Annotated in this window: 13 protein-coding genes; 10 read left to right on the top strand and 3 right to left on the bottom strand. The window is 65.9% G+C overall.

Translation table 11 applies throughout. The features are described 5' to 3' along the window. The first annotated feature begins 22 nt into the window (after positions 1 to 22). Entirely contained in the window at positions 23 to 616 is a 594-nt protein-coding gene (locus tag ACZ46Y_RS09850; protein ID WP_311955233.1) for a YajG family lipoprotein, read from the top strand. Here ACZ46Y_RS09850 and ACZ46Y_RS09855 read toward each other — a convergent pair. Both ACZ46Y_RS09855 and ACZ46Y_RS09860 read right to left on the bottom strand, forming a co-directional pair. Next, on the bottom strand, positions 613 to 1,245 hold the full coding sequence (locus tag ACZ46Y_RS09855) for a class I SAM-dependent methyltransferase (protein ID WP_311955235.1): 633 nt from the start codon (positions 1,243 to 1,245) through the stop codon (positions 613 to 615). The genes ACZ46Y_RS09850 and ACZ46Y_RS09855 overlap by 4 nt on opposite strands. A 79-nt stretch (positions 1,246 to 1,324) precedes the next feature. Beyond that, on the bottom strand, positions 1,325 to 1,957 hold the full coding sequence (locus ACZ46Y_RS09860; RefSeq protein ID WP_311955237.1) for a TIGR04211 family SH3 domain-containing protein: 633 nt from the start codon (positions 1,955 to 1,957) through the stop codon (positions 1,325 to 1,327). A 270-nt stretch (positions 1,958 to 2,227) separates the two neighbouring features. On the opposite strand from ACZ46Y_RS09860, the gene ACZ46Y_RS09865 reads away from it, so the two are divergent. The 7 genes from ACZ46Y_RS09865 to ACZ46Y_RS09895 all read left to right on the top strand — a co-directional run bounded on the left by ACZ46Y_RS09865 (position 2,228) and on the right by ACZ46Y_RS09895 (position 8,630). Then, entirely contained in the window at positions 2,228 to 3,451 is a 1,224-nt protein-coding gene (locus ACZ46Y_RS09865; RefSeq protein WP_311955239.1) for an ATP-grasp domain-containing protein, read from the top strand. A gap of 30 nt (positions 3,452 to 3,481) precedes the next feature. Continuing rightward, entirely contained in the window at positions 3,482 to 5,533 is a 2,052-nt protein-coding gene (locus ACZ46Y_RS09870) for a hypothetical protein (RefSeq protein WP_311955240.1), read from the top strand. A 6-nt stretch (positions 5,534 to 5,539) separates the two neighbouring features. Continuing rightward, positions 5,540 to 6,301 carry a TlyA family RNA methyltransferase gene (locus ACZ46Y_RS09875; RefSeq protein ID WP_311955243.1) on the top strand — a complete coding sequence of 254 codons (762 nt, stop codon included), beginning with the start codon at positions 5,540 to 5,542 and terminating at the stop codon, positions 6,299 to 6,301. Between the two features lie 125 nt (positions 6,302 to 6,426). Beyond that, positions 6,427 to 7,428 carry a phospholipase A gene (locus ACZ46Y_RS09880; RefSeq protein WP_311955312.1) on the top strand — a complete coding sequence of 334 codons (1,002 nt, stop codon included), beginning with the start codon at positions 6,427 to 6,429 and terminating at the stop codon, positions 7,426 to 7,428. Between the two features lie 158 nt (positions 7,429 to 7,586). Then, a complete protein-coding gene (locus ACZ46Y_RS09885; protein WP_311955244.1) occupies positions 7,587 to 7,919 on the top strand; it encodes an ElaB/YgaM/YqjD family protein in 333 nt (110 codons plus the stop codon). Next, entirely contained in the window at positions 7,919 to 8,317 is a 399-nt protein-coding gene (locus ACZ46Y_RS09890; RefSeq protein ID WP_311955246.1) for a phage holin family protein, read from the top strand. Before ACZ46Y_RS09885 ends, ACZ46Y_RS09890 begins: the two co-directional genes overlap by 1 nt. Next, positions 8,298 to 8,630: a YqjK family protein gene (locus ACZ46Y_RS09895; RefSeq protein ID WP_311955247.1), complete on the top strand. Its 333-nt coding sequence runs from the start codon at positions 8,298 to 8,300 to the stop codon at positions 8,628 to 8,630. The genes ACZ46Y_RS09890 and ACZ46Y_RS09895 overlap by 20 nt, the downstream gene beginning before the upstream one ends. Here ACZ46Y_RS09895 and ACZ46Y_RS09900 read toward each other — a convergent pair. Further along, positions 8,627 to 9,766 (bottom strand): BaiN/RdsA family NAD(P)/FAD-dependent oxidoreductase, encoded by a 1,140-nt coding sequence (locus ACZ46Y_RS09900; protein ID WP_464380093.1) that lies wholly within the window; start codon positions 9,764 to 9,766, stop codon positions 8,627 to 8,629. The two genes, ACZ46Y_RS09895 and ACZ46Y_RS09900, sit on opposite strands and share 4 nt — an antisense overlap. Positions 9,767 to 9,909: 143 nt before the next feature. Between ACZ46Y_RS09900 and ACZ46Y_RS09905 the strand changes: the two genes are divergently transcribed. Both ACZ46Y_RS09905 and ACZ46Y_RS09910 read left to right on the top strand, forming a co-directional pair. Then, positions 9,910 to 10,983, top strand: a complete 1,074-nt coding sequence (locus tag ACZ46Y_RS09905; RefSeq protein WP_311955252.1) for an efflux RND transporter periplasmic adaptor subunit — start codon at positions 9,910 to 9,912, stop codon at positions 10,981 to 10,983. Further along, entirely contained in the window at positions 10,983 to 14,102 is a 3,120-nt protein-coding gene (locus ACZ46Y_RS09910; RefSeq protein WP_311955254.1) for an efflux RND transporter permease subunit, read from the top strand. The genes ACZ46Y_RS09905 and ACZ46Y_RS09910 overlap by 1 nt, the downstream gene beginning before the upstream one ends. The last annotated feature ends 6 nt before the right edge of the window (positions 14,103 to 14,108 follow it).

A 14,108-nucleotide genomic window follows, 5' to 3' on the forward strand; every position in this document is an offset into this window, starting at 1 on the left:
ACAAGAACCAACGGAGACCCCCATGCAGCGACGTTCTTTCTTGCTCAGCGTCACCCTGCTTTGCGCCGGCCTGTGGCTTGGCGGCTGCGCCAGCCCGCAGTACCTGGAAGTCACCCCCGAGCGCAGCGCGCCGGTGGCCCAGGTCGGCAACGGCCAGGAGGTCGCGGTATTCGCCCAGGACGGGCGCGACACCGACGTCATCGGCCAGCGCAGCGGCGGCGGCATGTCCACGTCCCGGATTACCGTCAGCAGCCATATTCTGATCCCCCAGCTTCAGCGTGAAGCCGAGCGCGCGGTGCGCGACATGGGCTTTACCCCGGTCAGCGAGCAGGCCGAAGGGCGCCCGACGCTGACCCTGGAGCTTGCCCGGCTGAACTATGCCCGGGGCGACGGCGCCAATCCCGGCATTGACGAGGCTCAGCTTGAGGGCGTGCTGCGCGCCATCGCTAAAAATGACGGCACCACCTACACCGGCACCTATACCTCGCGCCGCACCCAGGAATATGCGCTCAAGCCCGACTCGGACAAAAATACCGAGATGCTCAACGAGCTGCTCGGCAAGGCGCTCGACCGCGCTTTCAACGACGGCGAGCTGGGCGCGCTGCTGGCGCGTTAGCTTTTCGGGCCGCGGCGCTCGAGCGCCCAGGTGCTCTCGATAAAGCCGCGCGCGTCGGGCGGCCCCTGCTCCAGAAACGTCAGCCGGAAGTTGGGCGAAAAGAGCTGCTCGACTTCTTCGTGGGACACGCTGTAGGGCGGGCCGGCGTCGGCCTCCCCCCGGGTCAGGCTGACCAGCAGCCCCCGGGCGCCCGGGGGCACCAGCTGGGCCAGATGAAAGGCATAGCGCTGCCGCGTGGGCCGGGGCAGCGCGATCAGCGAGGCGCGGTCGTAAAACGCCTCGATTTCCGCTACCTGGCGGATATGCAAGTGGAAAAAATCGCCCAGCCACAGCTCGATGCTGCCCTGGCGCACGATGTCAAAGCCCGCCTGGTGATAGCGCAGCACGCCCTGGCGGCGTTCGGCGACGAACTGCTCGATGGCCTCCGGCGAAATCTCTACGCCCAACACCGGGTGGCCGGCATCGGCGAGCCAGCGCATATCCACGCTTTTACCGCACAGCGGCACCAGCACCTTGGCCGTCCGGGGCACGTCAAGCGTCAGCCAGTAGCGCTCAAGCGCCGGATGCAGCGTTGTCCGGTGAAAGCCGATGCGCCCCTCGCGCCAGCGCTTGAGCCATTGATCCGTCATCGCCTGATCCCGTCTTGAAGGGCTCTGTCTTGAAGGACTCCGTCATGAAAAGCCCCGTCATAAGAAGCCCCGTGGTCCATCAAAACCAGCGGTCGCGCTTTTTGCGCCGGCGCGGCAGGTGCGGAACGATCAGCCCTACCAGCAGGCCGGCACCGGCGACGCCGCCGCCGTACATGAAGTAGCGCATCAAAAGGTCCTCTTCCTGGGTTTCCAGGCGGGCATTCAGCTTGCGCGACTGCTTGCGCAACGTCTCGGCATCGCGCTTGAGCGCTTCATTGCTCGCCTCGAGCTCGTCGATACGCTGCGCCCGGGCTTCCAGGTTCTCTTTCATGGTCGCCACGCGCTCTTCCCAGGTGGCGTTGATATTGTCGAGCTCCTCGGTTAGCTCAGCCACCCGGGTCTCAAGCTTGGGCAGCTTTTCCCGGGCGCTGGGCGTGTCCTGCAGCTCCTCGCTGAGAATCCACACGGCGTCGCCGGAATCGCTTTCTACCCGGGTATATTCACCGCTGGTTTCAAGCATCTTGACCTGCTCGCCGGCGCTTAGCGTGCCCACGATCCGGTAGCCGTCGGTGGGACCCGAGCGCACATAGGTGGTGAGCTCTTCAGACACCCAGGTGGCACTCTCCTGGGCAAGAACCTGACCGCTGCCAAGACCGATCAACAGGCCGGCCAGCGCGGCCCGGCAGGAAAAACGAAACGTCGTTGCTTGCATGTGAAACATCCTGATGAAAACGCTGACCGCACACACTACCGAATTCGCCGCCCCGGCGCAGCTACCCGGGTGCCGCCCCTTGCGCATGCGCAGCCCCTGAAAAGGCCGCCAGATTAACACAGGCCCGCGCTTTCTACCGGCGCGCGTTGACCCCACAGGCATCACAATGCTCGCACCCGGGCTCAGATAAGCCTAGAGTGAAGAATACTGGTGCCGTAGCGCTGACGCTTTGACACCAAGGCCCATCGGCAAAGAAGAAGGAGCTAGACCGTGGAAAAAAACACTGACAAAGGTTACATCGCTCTTCTCGGCTGGAGCCTGAACGCCATTGAAGCCGCTGAAAACTTTGACCGGCGCTATGTCGTCGTGGCACCGCCCTGGGCAGAGGACTACTGCCAGGAGCACGATATTCCCTATGTGCCCTGGGATTTCGAGCGGCTCAACGACCGCTCCATGGAGATTGCCGAAACGCTCAAGGAAAAAGGCGTTGACGTGGCCATTCCGCTGTTTGAGGAAACCGTTGAGTGGGCCGGCGCCATCAACTCCGTGCTGCTCGACAGCCCGCGCCTTTACGGCCAGTCGCTGCTTTTGCGCGACAAGGCGCTGATGAAGCGTCGCGCCCAGCTCGGCGGCATTCGCGTGGGCATTTTCGAAGAAGCCCACGACAAGGACGACGTGGTGCGCTTTCTCAAGCGCGTCAACCAGACGCTGCTCAAGCTCGACGGCGACCCCAACGACCCCATTCACCTGAAGGCGTTCGACAAGGCCGGCTGCCTGGGCCACCGGGTGATCCGCACGCCGGACGAAGTCGACCTGATTCCCGAGGAGGAATTCCCGGTGCTGATGGAGTCGCATCTGGACGGCTGGGAGTTTGCCGTAGAGGCTTGGATCCACAACGGTAAAATCGTCTTTTTGAACATTTCCGAGTACGTCACCCTGGGCTATTCGGTCTTCGTCCCCGCCTCGCCTGAGCTTGAAAGGTACCGCGACCAGATTACCGCGCAGATCGAGAAGCTGATCAAGACCTTCGACATCGGCTTTGGCCTTATCCACCCCGAGTATTTCGTCACCAGCGACGGCGAAATGTACTTTGGTGAAGTGGCCTATCGCCCGCCGGGCTTCAAGGTGTTCGAGCTTCTGGAGCGGGTCTACGGCTTCAACGCCTACCAGGCCTCCATGCTGGTGTTTGACCCCCACACCACGGCGGAAGAGGTTGCCGACTTCTTCCCACGGGAAGTGGTCGACGCCGACGGCTTCGCCGGCTGCTTCGGCGTTTATCCGCGCCGGCGCGTGGTCAGCCGGCTGGAGCTCCCCGAGGAGGTGGAAGACCATCCCTACTTCGAGTCCCACGAGCTCACCTCGCCCCTGGAAGAAACCGTGACCAAGCGTACGGCTTTCGGCACTCACTGGGGGCTTGTCTACTTCAAGGGCGACGACGCCCACACCCTGCGTGACCTGCTGAAACACCAGGAAGATCTCGACTTCTATGTATAATCCCCTCACCCGCAGGGATAAGGAGTCACCGTGACCCCAGCAAACAACGCATCTTCCACCCACGCCGCTTACAGCGAAGCGGCAAAGCTTGACAGGCTGGTGGAAAAATTTGACGAGGCGCTGGGCCTGCTTCAGCAGGCCCTCGCCTTCAATAAAACCGCAAGGCTGCCCCGGGTGCTGGACACGGCACGACGGCTGCTGCTGACCGACGGCGGCTGCGCGGCGATTGAGGCCCGCGCCGAGGCGCTGGAAAACGCCGCCGTGTTCGACGGCTCCGACTGGGCCTCCCCCAAACACCTGCTGCCCTCTCTGACAAGCCAGGCGCTGAAAAGCACCGACGCCAACGTGGTGGTGATCGAGGCGCTGAGCGAGCTGCGCCTCCTTGCCGTGGCCAAGGCCAGCTTCGCTCACCCCCAGGTCTCCGCCGAGCACGCCCACCACTACTTGACCCAGGCCCTGGCGCTCAACCTGCGGCTATTGTTCACCCCGCCCACGGAAGCCGAGCGCGAGTCCCAGGGGCGCCTGGCTCTGGTTTCGCGCTACCTGTTCCAGCATCTGGCCGCGCGGATTGGCTACGAGCACATCGTCGACACGCTGATCGAGGAAGTCTGGCGCATACTGCAGCAGCGCCCGCTACAGACCGACGCCATCAAGCAGATGATCACCCAGATCGCGCTGTGCCAGGCCGACCCGGCCATTGACCTCGGCGCCAGCGGCCAGGGGGCGGCGCGGCTGGTCAGCGCGCTTTTCGGCCCCACCCAGGCCTGCCAGGAGGACCCCGGCGTCGAAGTATACCGCGAGCGCCTGGAGCGCATGGACCACGCCACCCTCCAGGCCGAAGCCTCCGGCTTTGCCCGAGCCATGCACGACACCGGGCTGGTCGCGCCCTACCACGCCGTGCTCATGCGCCACCTGGTCGAGCACAGCGATCAGCTGATCGCTGAAGCCCTGGGGCTTTCCTCCACCGGGCGCGACTGCCTACTGTGCTACCGCGAACTGGTGCTGGCGCTGATCCGCACCGGCGTCTATTCGGACACCGCCCAGGCGGTTTACGGGCTGGCGCTCACCCTGGAGCGCGGCATCCTCTATCAGCCGCCGGTGGCACCGGCCATGTGGCGCCAGCTGGGGCTTACGCTGTCGGACTGGTCCCGGGCGCGCCTTGTGCTTGCCTGCGGCGACGCCGTACCGCCCCGAGCTCGGTTGCTGGAAGGCGTGCTGGGCATGCTCGGCCTGCCGTTTGGCATCGGCCAGGGCAACAACCCCACCTGCCAGTCGGCCCGGGCGCTTTCCATGTGGGCCTACAACGACCCCGACTACCTGCTGCAAATGGTCGCTTGGGCCGCGCGCGACGATGAAATCATCATGCACTTCGAGGGCCAGCCCATCTCCTCGATGGCAAGCCTCTCCGGCGTTGCCACCGAGCTACCCATGGACCTGGACCCGGTATCGCTGATCGTGGTGCCCCACCTGGACCGCATCTACGCCGAAATGGGCAGGCGCTGCGTCGGACGGCTGGGCGATCCCCACCGCTGGGTCAACCCCGAATTCCACGGCTGGTGGTCGGGCCGCGGCTTTGCCATCAACGTCGACGTCGCCACCGGCAAGCTCATCGACGTAGACGCGTTTCTGCGCCATTTCTACGCCAGCTATCACCCGTTCTATAACGGTAACCAGCCGCTGATCCACCCCCAGCCGGCGGGCATTGCGGTAACCGACAGCACCGGCCGCTTTATCGGCTGGCACGCCATCAGCGTACTGCGCGCCTCGCTTGACCCCGGGGAGCAAATGCGCGTGTATTTCTACAACCCCAACAACGACAGCGGCCAGGACTGGGGCGATGACGTGGTGGTCAGCACCTCAGGCAACGGCGAACGCTTTGGCGAAGCGTCGCTGCCGTTCGAGCAGTTTGCCTCGCGCCTTTACATCTACCATTACGACGCGCTTGAGCACGGCGAACTGGCCATCGTCAGCGACGACGAGCTGGCGCGGGTCAAGGGGTATCTCTCGCGCAGCTGGGGCGCCGAGCGTCTGCCCCCGGGCGGCCTGCAGGCCGCGTCCGGCTCCGCCGGCCGGCGCGGGTAGCGCCCCATGCCACGTCTTGACCAGCTACTCGTCAAGCAGCAGCTTGCGGCCTCACGCACCCGGGCCCAGCGGCTGATCAAAAGCGGCCACGTGCGGCGTCGGGACACCGGCGCTCGGCTGGCCAAACCCAGCGAGCAGCTGGCCGACGCCACGCCGCTTGTCGTGGATGACGCGCCCGAAGAGCGCTACGTTTCCCGGGCGGGACTCAAGCTTGAAGCCGTACTCACGGCCCTCGACAAGCGCTTTGACGGCCAGACGGTACTCGACGTGGGCCAGTCCACCGGCGGCTTCACCGACTGCGCCCTGCGCTTTGGCGCGCGTCACGTCATCGGTATCGAGGTCGGCCACGGGCAGCTGGCGCGCCGCCTTTGCGATGACCCCCGGGTCAGCTGCCTCGAGGGCATCAATGCCCGGGAGCTGACCCGCTCCCCGGCCTTTGCTACCCTGTGCCAGCGCCAGCCGCCGGATACCGCGGTGATGGATGTCTCTTTTATTTCACAAACGCTGATCCTGCCCGAGATCGCGGCGGCACTACCCGCCGGCGGCGAGCTTTTATCGCTGGTCAAGCCGCAGTTCGAGCTCGACGCCTCGGCCCTGGGCAAACGCGGCGTGGTCCGCGATACGCACCGCTACGCCGAGGTCAGAGCGCGCCTGGAGCACGCCTGCCGGCAAAGCGGGCTTACCATCGACCACTGGCAGCCAAGCCCGATTGCCGGCGGCGACGGCAACCGCGAGTTTTTGCTCCACGCTCACTGCCAAAGCGCCTGACCGCCGTTGACTTCTTCAGGCCCCGTGATAAAACACGCCCAGGCGTTTGCCTGCTTATCCATTGACGAGCCGTAACCATGACCGCCCGACATCCATTTCTTGCCGGCTTGAGCCTCGTAGTGGCAATGCATGCCGGCAGCGTCTTTGCCGACGCCGCTGACCCCAGCGCGCTGGACGCGCGCGTCCACGCCCTGCGCCAGGAAATCACCCGGCTCAACCTTGAGCTCTCCTCGCTCGAGGCGCGCCAGACGCCGCGCTTTGAAACCTCGGCGTACATGACCGCGCTGACCCCCAAACCGCCGGAAGAGCAGGCCATTGAAGAAACCCGCGAGCGCCGGCAGCTGGAAAGGGCGTCCAACCACAACCCGTTTTCGATCACTGCCCACCGCACCAACTATCTGTTTCCGGTGAGCTATAACGGCAACCAGGACCGCGCCCGCTTTCGCAACATCGACGCCGACGGGCGGGCGGACAGCGCCGAGGTGAAGTTCCAGTTCAGCGCCAAGTTCTCGCTGGTCGAAGATCTGTTTGGCCACAACGGCGACCTGTTTTTCGGCTACACTCAGCGCAGCTGGTGGCAGGCCTACAATACCGACTCGTCCTCGCCCTTCCGCGAAACCAACTACGAGCCGGAAATCTTCATCGACTTCGACAACGCCTGGAATATTTTCGGCTGGGTCAACACCCGCAACCGGCTTGCCGTCAATCACCAGTCCAACGGCCGTTCGGCGCCGCTGTCGCGCAGCTGGAATCGGGTGTATCTGGAAAGCACGCTGCAGCGCGGCAACTGGGCGGTCACAATGGCTCCCCACTGGCGCATTCCCGAGTCCCAGGGCGATGACGACAACCCCGACATCCACCGCTACATGGGCTACGGCGATGTGCGCATCGCCAAGCGCTATAGCCACGACCAGGAAGTCGCCGTCCAGCTGCGGGGCAACCCCGATACCGGCAACTACGGCACCCAGCTGGACTACAGCTGGCCGGCCTTCAACGGCGTCCGCGGCCACGTGCAGTATTACTACGGCTACGGCGAAAGCCTGATCGACTACGATCACCGGGTCCACCGGCTAAGTCTCGGCTTTAGCCTCAACCCGCTGTTTACGCCCAGCGGGCTGCTGCGCTAGGGGTCACCGCGCGTATAGCGCTTGTATCGCCCTTTACACCTGCTATGCTGACATCTCGCTGCTGAAGCGATGTCACTCACCGGTAACACTCATTTGTGGGTTCATTCGGGTGCTCATTCGTGCAGTACCCACGTGTAGTACCCCAGGAGAAAGACACCATGGCCAAGAAACCATCAGATCGCCAAGTACAGACCGAACAGCTGCAGGACGACCTGCGCCACCTGAGCGACACCGTAGAAGAATTGGTCAACGCCACGGCCAAGGACGCAAGCTCGGAAATGCGCGACCTGCGCGAGCGCGCCGAACAGCGCCTCAAGGACACCCGCGCCCGCGTTGAAGCCCGGGGCGAGCAGCTTTACACCGGCACCCGGGACAGCCTGACCCAGCAGGCCGACTGCTGCGACCGCTACGTGCGTGACAACCCCTGGACCAGCGTAGGCATCGGCGCTGCCGCCGGCGTGGTGGTAGGCCTGCTGCTCGGACGGCGCTAATGGCGCTGGGTCCCGGCCAACGTGTGATCCAGGCCGTCAGGAGCGTACTCGGTACGCTTGTCGCCAACGGCGAAACGCGTCTGCGTCTGGCGGTACTGGAGCTTGAAGAAGAACGGGCGCGCCTGCTGACGCTGATACTGCTGGCGGGCGCCAGCCTGCTGCTATTCATGCTGGCCACGGCCAGCATGACCACCCTGATCATCGCCATCTTTTGGGACAGCTATCGTCTGCTGGCCATCGGCGCCTGCGCCGGCGTGCTATTGCTGGCAAGCGTCGTGCTTGCCGCGATAGCGATACGCCAGGCAAGGCGGCACACCCTGCTGAAAGACACCCTGAGCCAGCTGGCCACCGACCGCGCCCTACTGGAGCAACGTAACGATGCCCGCCAAAAACGCTGATCCGGTCGCCCATCGCCAACCGGCACGCCGCTCGCCGTCGCGGGCGGCGCGCAAGCGCGAACTGCTGGAGCAGCTGGAGCAGCAGCGCATCGACATCATGGTGGAAGGCCTGCGCCTTGAGCGTGCCGCCGAGCCGCTGGACCGCGGCTGGCAAAAAATCGCCCGCTACAAAACGCCGCTGATGCTTGCCGGCAGCGGCCTTGCCTATCGCGTAGTCAGAAAATCCGGTCCCTTTGTGCGCATTGGCCGGCGCGCCCTCGCCGCCTATATGCTGGTGCGCAACATCAAGCGGCTGGGTCGCCTGCGCCGCTAGCAGGCCTGGCCGCAGGCCACCCCCGATGCCCAGGCCCACTGAAAGTTGTACCCGCCAAGCTCGCCGGTCACGTCCAGCACCTCGCCGATAAAGCGCAGCTGGGGTAGCCCGTTCACGGTAAAATCCTTCGACGACAGCGCCGCGGTATTCACCCCGCCAAGCGTTACCTCCGCCGTGCGCCAGCCTTCGGTACCGGCAGGCTTCAGCGTCCAGCGGTTGAGCCGCCCGGCCCAGGCAGCAATGGCGGCGTTGGAATATTCCGCTAGCGGCGCACTGCCGGCGGCATCGGCGTACCACTCTCCCAGCGCCTGAGCGACCCGCTTGGGCAGGCGCTCCCCAAGCCAGGTGGAAAGCTGGCGCTTGGGCGTGGCGCTGCGCGCCTGGCGCAGGGCAGCCTCGGCGTCCTCCCCCGGCAGCAGGTCTACGCACAGCGCCTCCCCCGGCTGCCAGACGCTGGAAATCTGCAGCATGGCAGGCCCGGAAAGCCCGCGGTGGGTAAACAGCATCGGCTCGGCAAATTCGCGCCCGTTGCAGGCGACGCGCACGTCAAGGCTCACCCCGGAAAGCGCCGCCGCCCGGGCTTTCCACGGCTCGCTCAGGGTAAAGGGCACCAGCGCCGGCCCGGTGGGCAGCACCTCGAGGCCGAAGCGGCGGGCAAGCTCATAGCCAAAGCCGGTGGCGCCCATGGTGGGGATCGAAAGCCCGCCGGTCGCCACAACCACCGCGCCGGCATCCACCGTGCCAAGCGACGTGGCCAGGCGCATACCGTCCCCCCGCCGCTCCACGCACTCCACTTGGGTCCCCAGGCGCACATCAACCCCCGCCCACTCGCATTCAGTGAGCAGCACCCGCACAATGTCCTTGGCCGACGTGGCGCAAAACAGCTGCCCCGGCGCCTTTTCCACGTACTCCACGCCGTGGCGCTCCACCAGCTCGATAAAGTCGCCGGGCGAATAGCGCTTCAGCGCGGAGATGCAAAAATGTGGATTCTGCGAGTAGAAGTGCTGTGGCGCGGTGGCCGTATTGGTAAAGTTGCAGCGCCCGCCGCCGGACATGAGTATTTTCTTGCCGGCCTTTTTCGCATGGTCCAGCAGCAGCACGCGCCGGCCGGCGTAGCCCGCCTGGGCGGCGCACATCAGACCGGCCGCGCCCGCGCCGATCACCACCACGTCATAGGTTTTCACAAGGCAGCTCCGGTATGCACAAAGCCGCTAGTTTAACAGCCTGTCCCGCTTCCGCCGCCCTTCGTACGAAAGCCCGGCGCGCGCGGCGCCGCGCAGTGCTCTGGCTTGGGCTGCTGCCTGGCCTGCTGCTGGGGCTGGCCGCCGGGCCGGCGTCGGGGCAGACCGGCGCAACGGCCCCACAGGTCATCGCCGCCAGGGTCAGCCAGGGCGCCTGGGCGGATACCGTCAGGGCCCCTGGCACGCTGAAAGCCGACGAAAGCGTCACCCTCTCGGCAACCGTCACCGACGTGATTACCGCCATCGACTTTGACGACGGCGACACGGTCGAAGCCGGCCAGCGCCTGTTTCAGCTGGATGACGCAGAGGAGCGCGCCCGGCTGCGCGCCGCCCGGGCCAGCGCCAGCGAAGCGCAAAACGCCCTGCGCCGCGCCACCCAGCTGCAAGAGCGCAACCTTTCGGCCCGGGCCGACGTGGAAGACAGCCAGGCACGGCTGGATCAGGCCCGCGCCGAGGCCGCCGCCCTTGAAGCAAGGCTTGCCAACTACCGGATTGCCGCGCCGTTCGCCGGGCGCATGGGGCTGCGCAATCTGAGCGTCGGCACCCTGGTGTCCCCGGGTGACGAGCTTGCCACCCTGGACAAGCTCGACGTCATGCGCCTGGACGCCAGCATTCCCGCCGTGCGGCTGGGGCAGCTCTCGCCGGGGAGCCCGCTTCGTGCCCGCACTCGGGCATTCCCCGAACGCACTTTTAGCGGCGAAGTGGCCAGCATCGATACCCGGGTCGACCCGGTCGCGCGCAGCGTCACCGTGCGCGCCCGGCTGGAGAACCCCGAAGCGCGCCTGCGCCCGGGGATGCTGATGCAGGTCGAGCTTGATACCGCCACCCGGGAGGCGCTGGCGGTGCCCGAGGCGGCTATTGTCTCTGAAAGCCACAACCACTACGTGTGGCGGCTGGATGCGACCGACGACAACCGCGTGGAGCGCCGCCGGGTCGAGCTTGGCGCCCGGCGCCTGGGCGAGGCGGAGATCCTCGACGGCCTCGAGCGCGGCGATCTGGTCGTCGTTCACGGCGCGGAAACGCTGCGCGACGGCCAGACGCCCGGACTTCTGGGCATTACCGATGACGACACCGATATCAAGGCAATACTGCGCCAGGGGCGGAGCGAATAATGCGGCTTTCCGATATATCCGTCGAGCGGCCGGTACTTGCCACCGTCATCGCCGCGCTGATCGTCGCCTTCGGCGTACTCTCCCTTGACCGCCTGGCGCTGCAGGAATACCCCTCCATCGACCCGCCGGTGGTGAGCGTCGACACCCGCTACCCCGGCGCGTCGGCGAGCATCGTCGAAACGCGCATCACCCAGCCGCTGGAGGATCGCATTTCCGGCGTGGAAGGTATCGAGACGATTACCTCCTCCAGCAGCGACGGGCGCTCGAGCATCAGCGTCGAGTTCAGCCTGGACCGCGAGATTGACTCCGCGGCCAACGACATCCGCGACAAGATCTCCCGGGCGCTTGGCAACCTGCCCGAAGAGGCCGACCCGCCCGAGGTGCAAAAGGCCGACGCCAACTCCGACACCGTGCTGTGGCTGAGCCTCACCGGCGACAACTACACCACCGCCGAGCTCACCGACTACGCCGAGCGCTACCTGAAAGACGCTCTGGCGGTGCTGCCCGGGGTCTCCCAGGTGCGCGTGGGCGGCGGGCGACGCTACGCCATGCGCGTCTGGCTCGACGCCGACGCCCTGGCCGCGCGGCGGCTGACCGTCAACGCCGTGGAAAGCGCCCTGCGCGAAGAAAACGTCGAGCTGCCCGGCGGTGCGATCGAATCCCGGGAGCGCCAGTTCATCGTGCGCCTGCCGCGCAGCTTCACCACCCCCGCAGACTTCCGCACGCTGGTGCTCGACGAAACCGACAGCGGCGAGCTGATCCGCCTGGGCGACGTGGCCCGGGTAGAAATCGGCGCGGTGGAAGACCGCACGATTTTTCGCAGCAACGGCGAGCCCATGGTGGGGATGGGGCTGATGAAGCAGTCCACCGCCAACGTCCTGGAAATCTCCAACGCCGCCCGGGACACCCTAAAAGACCTGCAGAAAACGCTGCCCGAGGGCATGACGCTGAGCCTGAATTTCGATTCGTCGGTCTTTATCGCCGGGGCTATCCGCGAGGTCATCGTTACCCTGCTGATTTCGATGGTGCTCGTGGTCGCGGTGATTTTCCTCTTTCTGGGTAACCTGCGCACCACCCTGGTGCCGGCGGTGACCGTGCCCGTGGCGCTGGTCGGCAGCTTCGGCGCCCTGCTGCTGATGGGCTTTACCCTGAACCTTTTGACGCTGCTCGCCCTGGTGCTGGCCATCGGCCTGGTGGTGGACGACGCCATCGTGGTGCTGGAAAACATCCACCGGCGCATGCAGGAATACGGCGAGACGCCGCTGGTCGCCGCCTGGCGCGGCGCCCGGCAGATCGCCTTTGCGGTGATTGCCACGACGCTGGTGCTGATCGCGGTATTCGTGCCGCTGGGCTTTCTCCAGGGCGATATCGGCCGGCTGTTTTCGGAGTTTGCCCTGACGCTTGCCGCCGCGGTGGCGCTCTCCAGCGTGCTGGCGCTGTCGCTGTCGCCGATGATGGCGTCCAAGGTGCTCAAGCCCGGCATGCACGACGGCCGCCTGGCCCGCGGCGTGCAGCGCCTCCTTGACGCCAGCCGCAGCGCTTACCGGCGCACGCTGAGGCTTGCCCTGCGCCTGCGCCTGGTCGTGGTGGCGGTCTTTGTGCTGCTGCTCGGCGGCATCGCCTGGCTTTCCCAGACGCTGCCGACCGAATACACCCCCGAAGAAGACCGCGGCAGCTTCTACATCATCGTCAGCGGCCCGCCGGGCGCCACCTTCGACTACATGCTCGACTACATGGACGAGATCGAAGCGCGGCTGCTCCCCCTGGTGGACGACGGCGAAATCGAACGCCTCCAGGTGCGGGCGCCGCTCGGGTGGGGCAACATCGAAAATTTCAACAGCGGCTTTATCATCGTCAACCTCGCCGACTGGGGCGAGCGGCGCAGCGTCTGGCCGATCATGAACGAAGTGCGCGAAAAGCTCGGCGACCTGCCCGGCGTGCGCGCCTTTCCGGTGATGAGCCAGGGCTTTGGCGGCAGCGCCGGAAAGCCGGTGCAGTACGTGCTCGGCGGCAGCAGCTATGAAGAGCTCGCCCAGTGGCGCGATACGCTGATCGACTACGTGCGCGAGGACAACCCCCGGCTGCTGGGGCTCGACAGCGACTACGAGGAAAAGCAGCCCCAGCTGCGCGTGCACATCGACTACGACCGCGCGGCAAGCCTGGGCGTCACCGTCAGCGACGTCGGCCGCACCCTGGAGACCCTGCTCGGCGGGCGCCAAGTCACCCGCTACGTCGAGGGCGGCGAAGAGTACGACGTCATCGTCGAAGGAGAAAGGGGGGCCCGCCCCAGCGCCCAGAGCCTGGAAAGCGTCTTCGTGCGCTCGGCGCGCTCAGGCGAGCTGGTACCGCTGGCAAGCCTGGTGAGCTTTGCAGACACCGCCGGCGCCAGCACCCTGAGCCGCTTCAACCGGCTGCGCACCATTACGCTTCAGGCCAACCTCGAAGACGGCTACGCCCTGGGCGACGCCCTTGACTACCTTGACCGCACCGTCGCCGACATTCTGCCCGAAGCCGTGCAAACCGACGTCCAGGGCGCCTCGAGGGACTACCGCGAAGCCGGCGGCGCCACGGCGTTTCTGCTGGGCATGGGGGTGCTGGTGGTATTTCTGGTGCTGTCCGCCCAGTTTGAAAGCTTCATCCACCCGCTGGTGATCATGCTCACCGTGCCGCTGGCCATCGTCGGCGCGCTGCTGGCGCTTTATGCCACGGGGCAGACGCTGAACATCTACAGCCAGGTGGGGCTGGTCATGCTGGTGGGGCTCGCCACCAAGAACGGTATTCTGATCGTCGAGTTCATCAACCAGCTGCGCGATGAAGGCATGGCCTTTCAGGAGGCGCTGGTCGAGGCGTCGGTCACCCGGCTGCGGCCGATTCTGATGACCGCCGTGACCACCATGGCCGGCGCCGTCCCGCTGGTGCTGTCAAGCGGCCCCGGCGCCAACTCGCGGCTGGTGATCGGCACGGTGATCATGGCCGGCGTGGGTGCCGCCACGGTGTTCACGCTGTTCGTGGTCCCCGTGGCCTACGCCCTACTGGCGGGAAAAAGCGGCTCGCCGGGCGCGGTCAAACGCAGGCTCGCCAGCGAGCTTGACGAGACCCGGTCCGCCGAGGAGGTTTAGCAACCA

It is taken from the genome of Halomonas garicola, assembly GCF_055382465.1.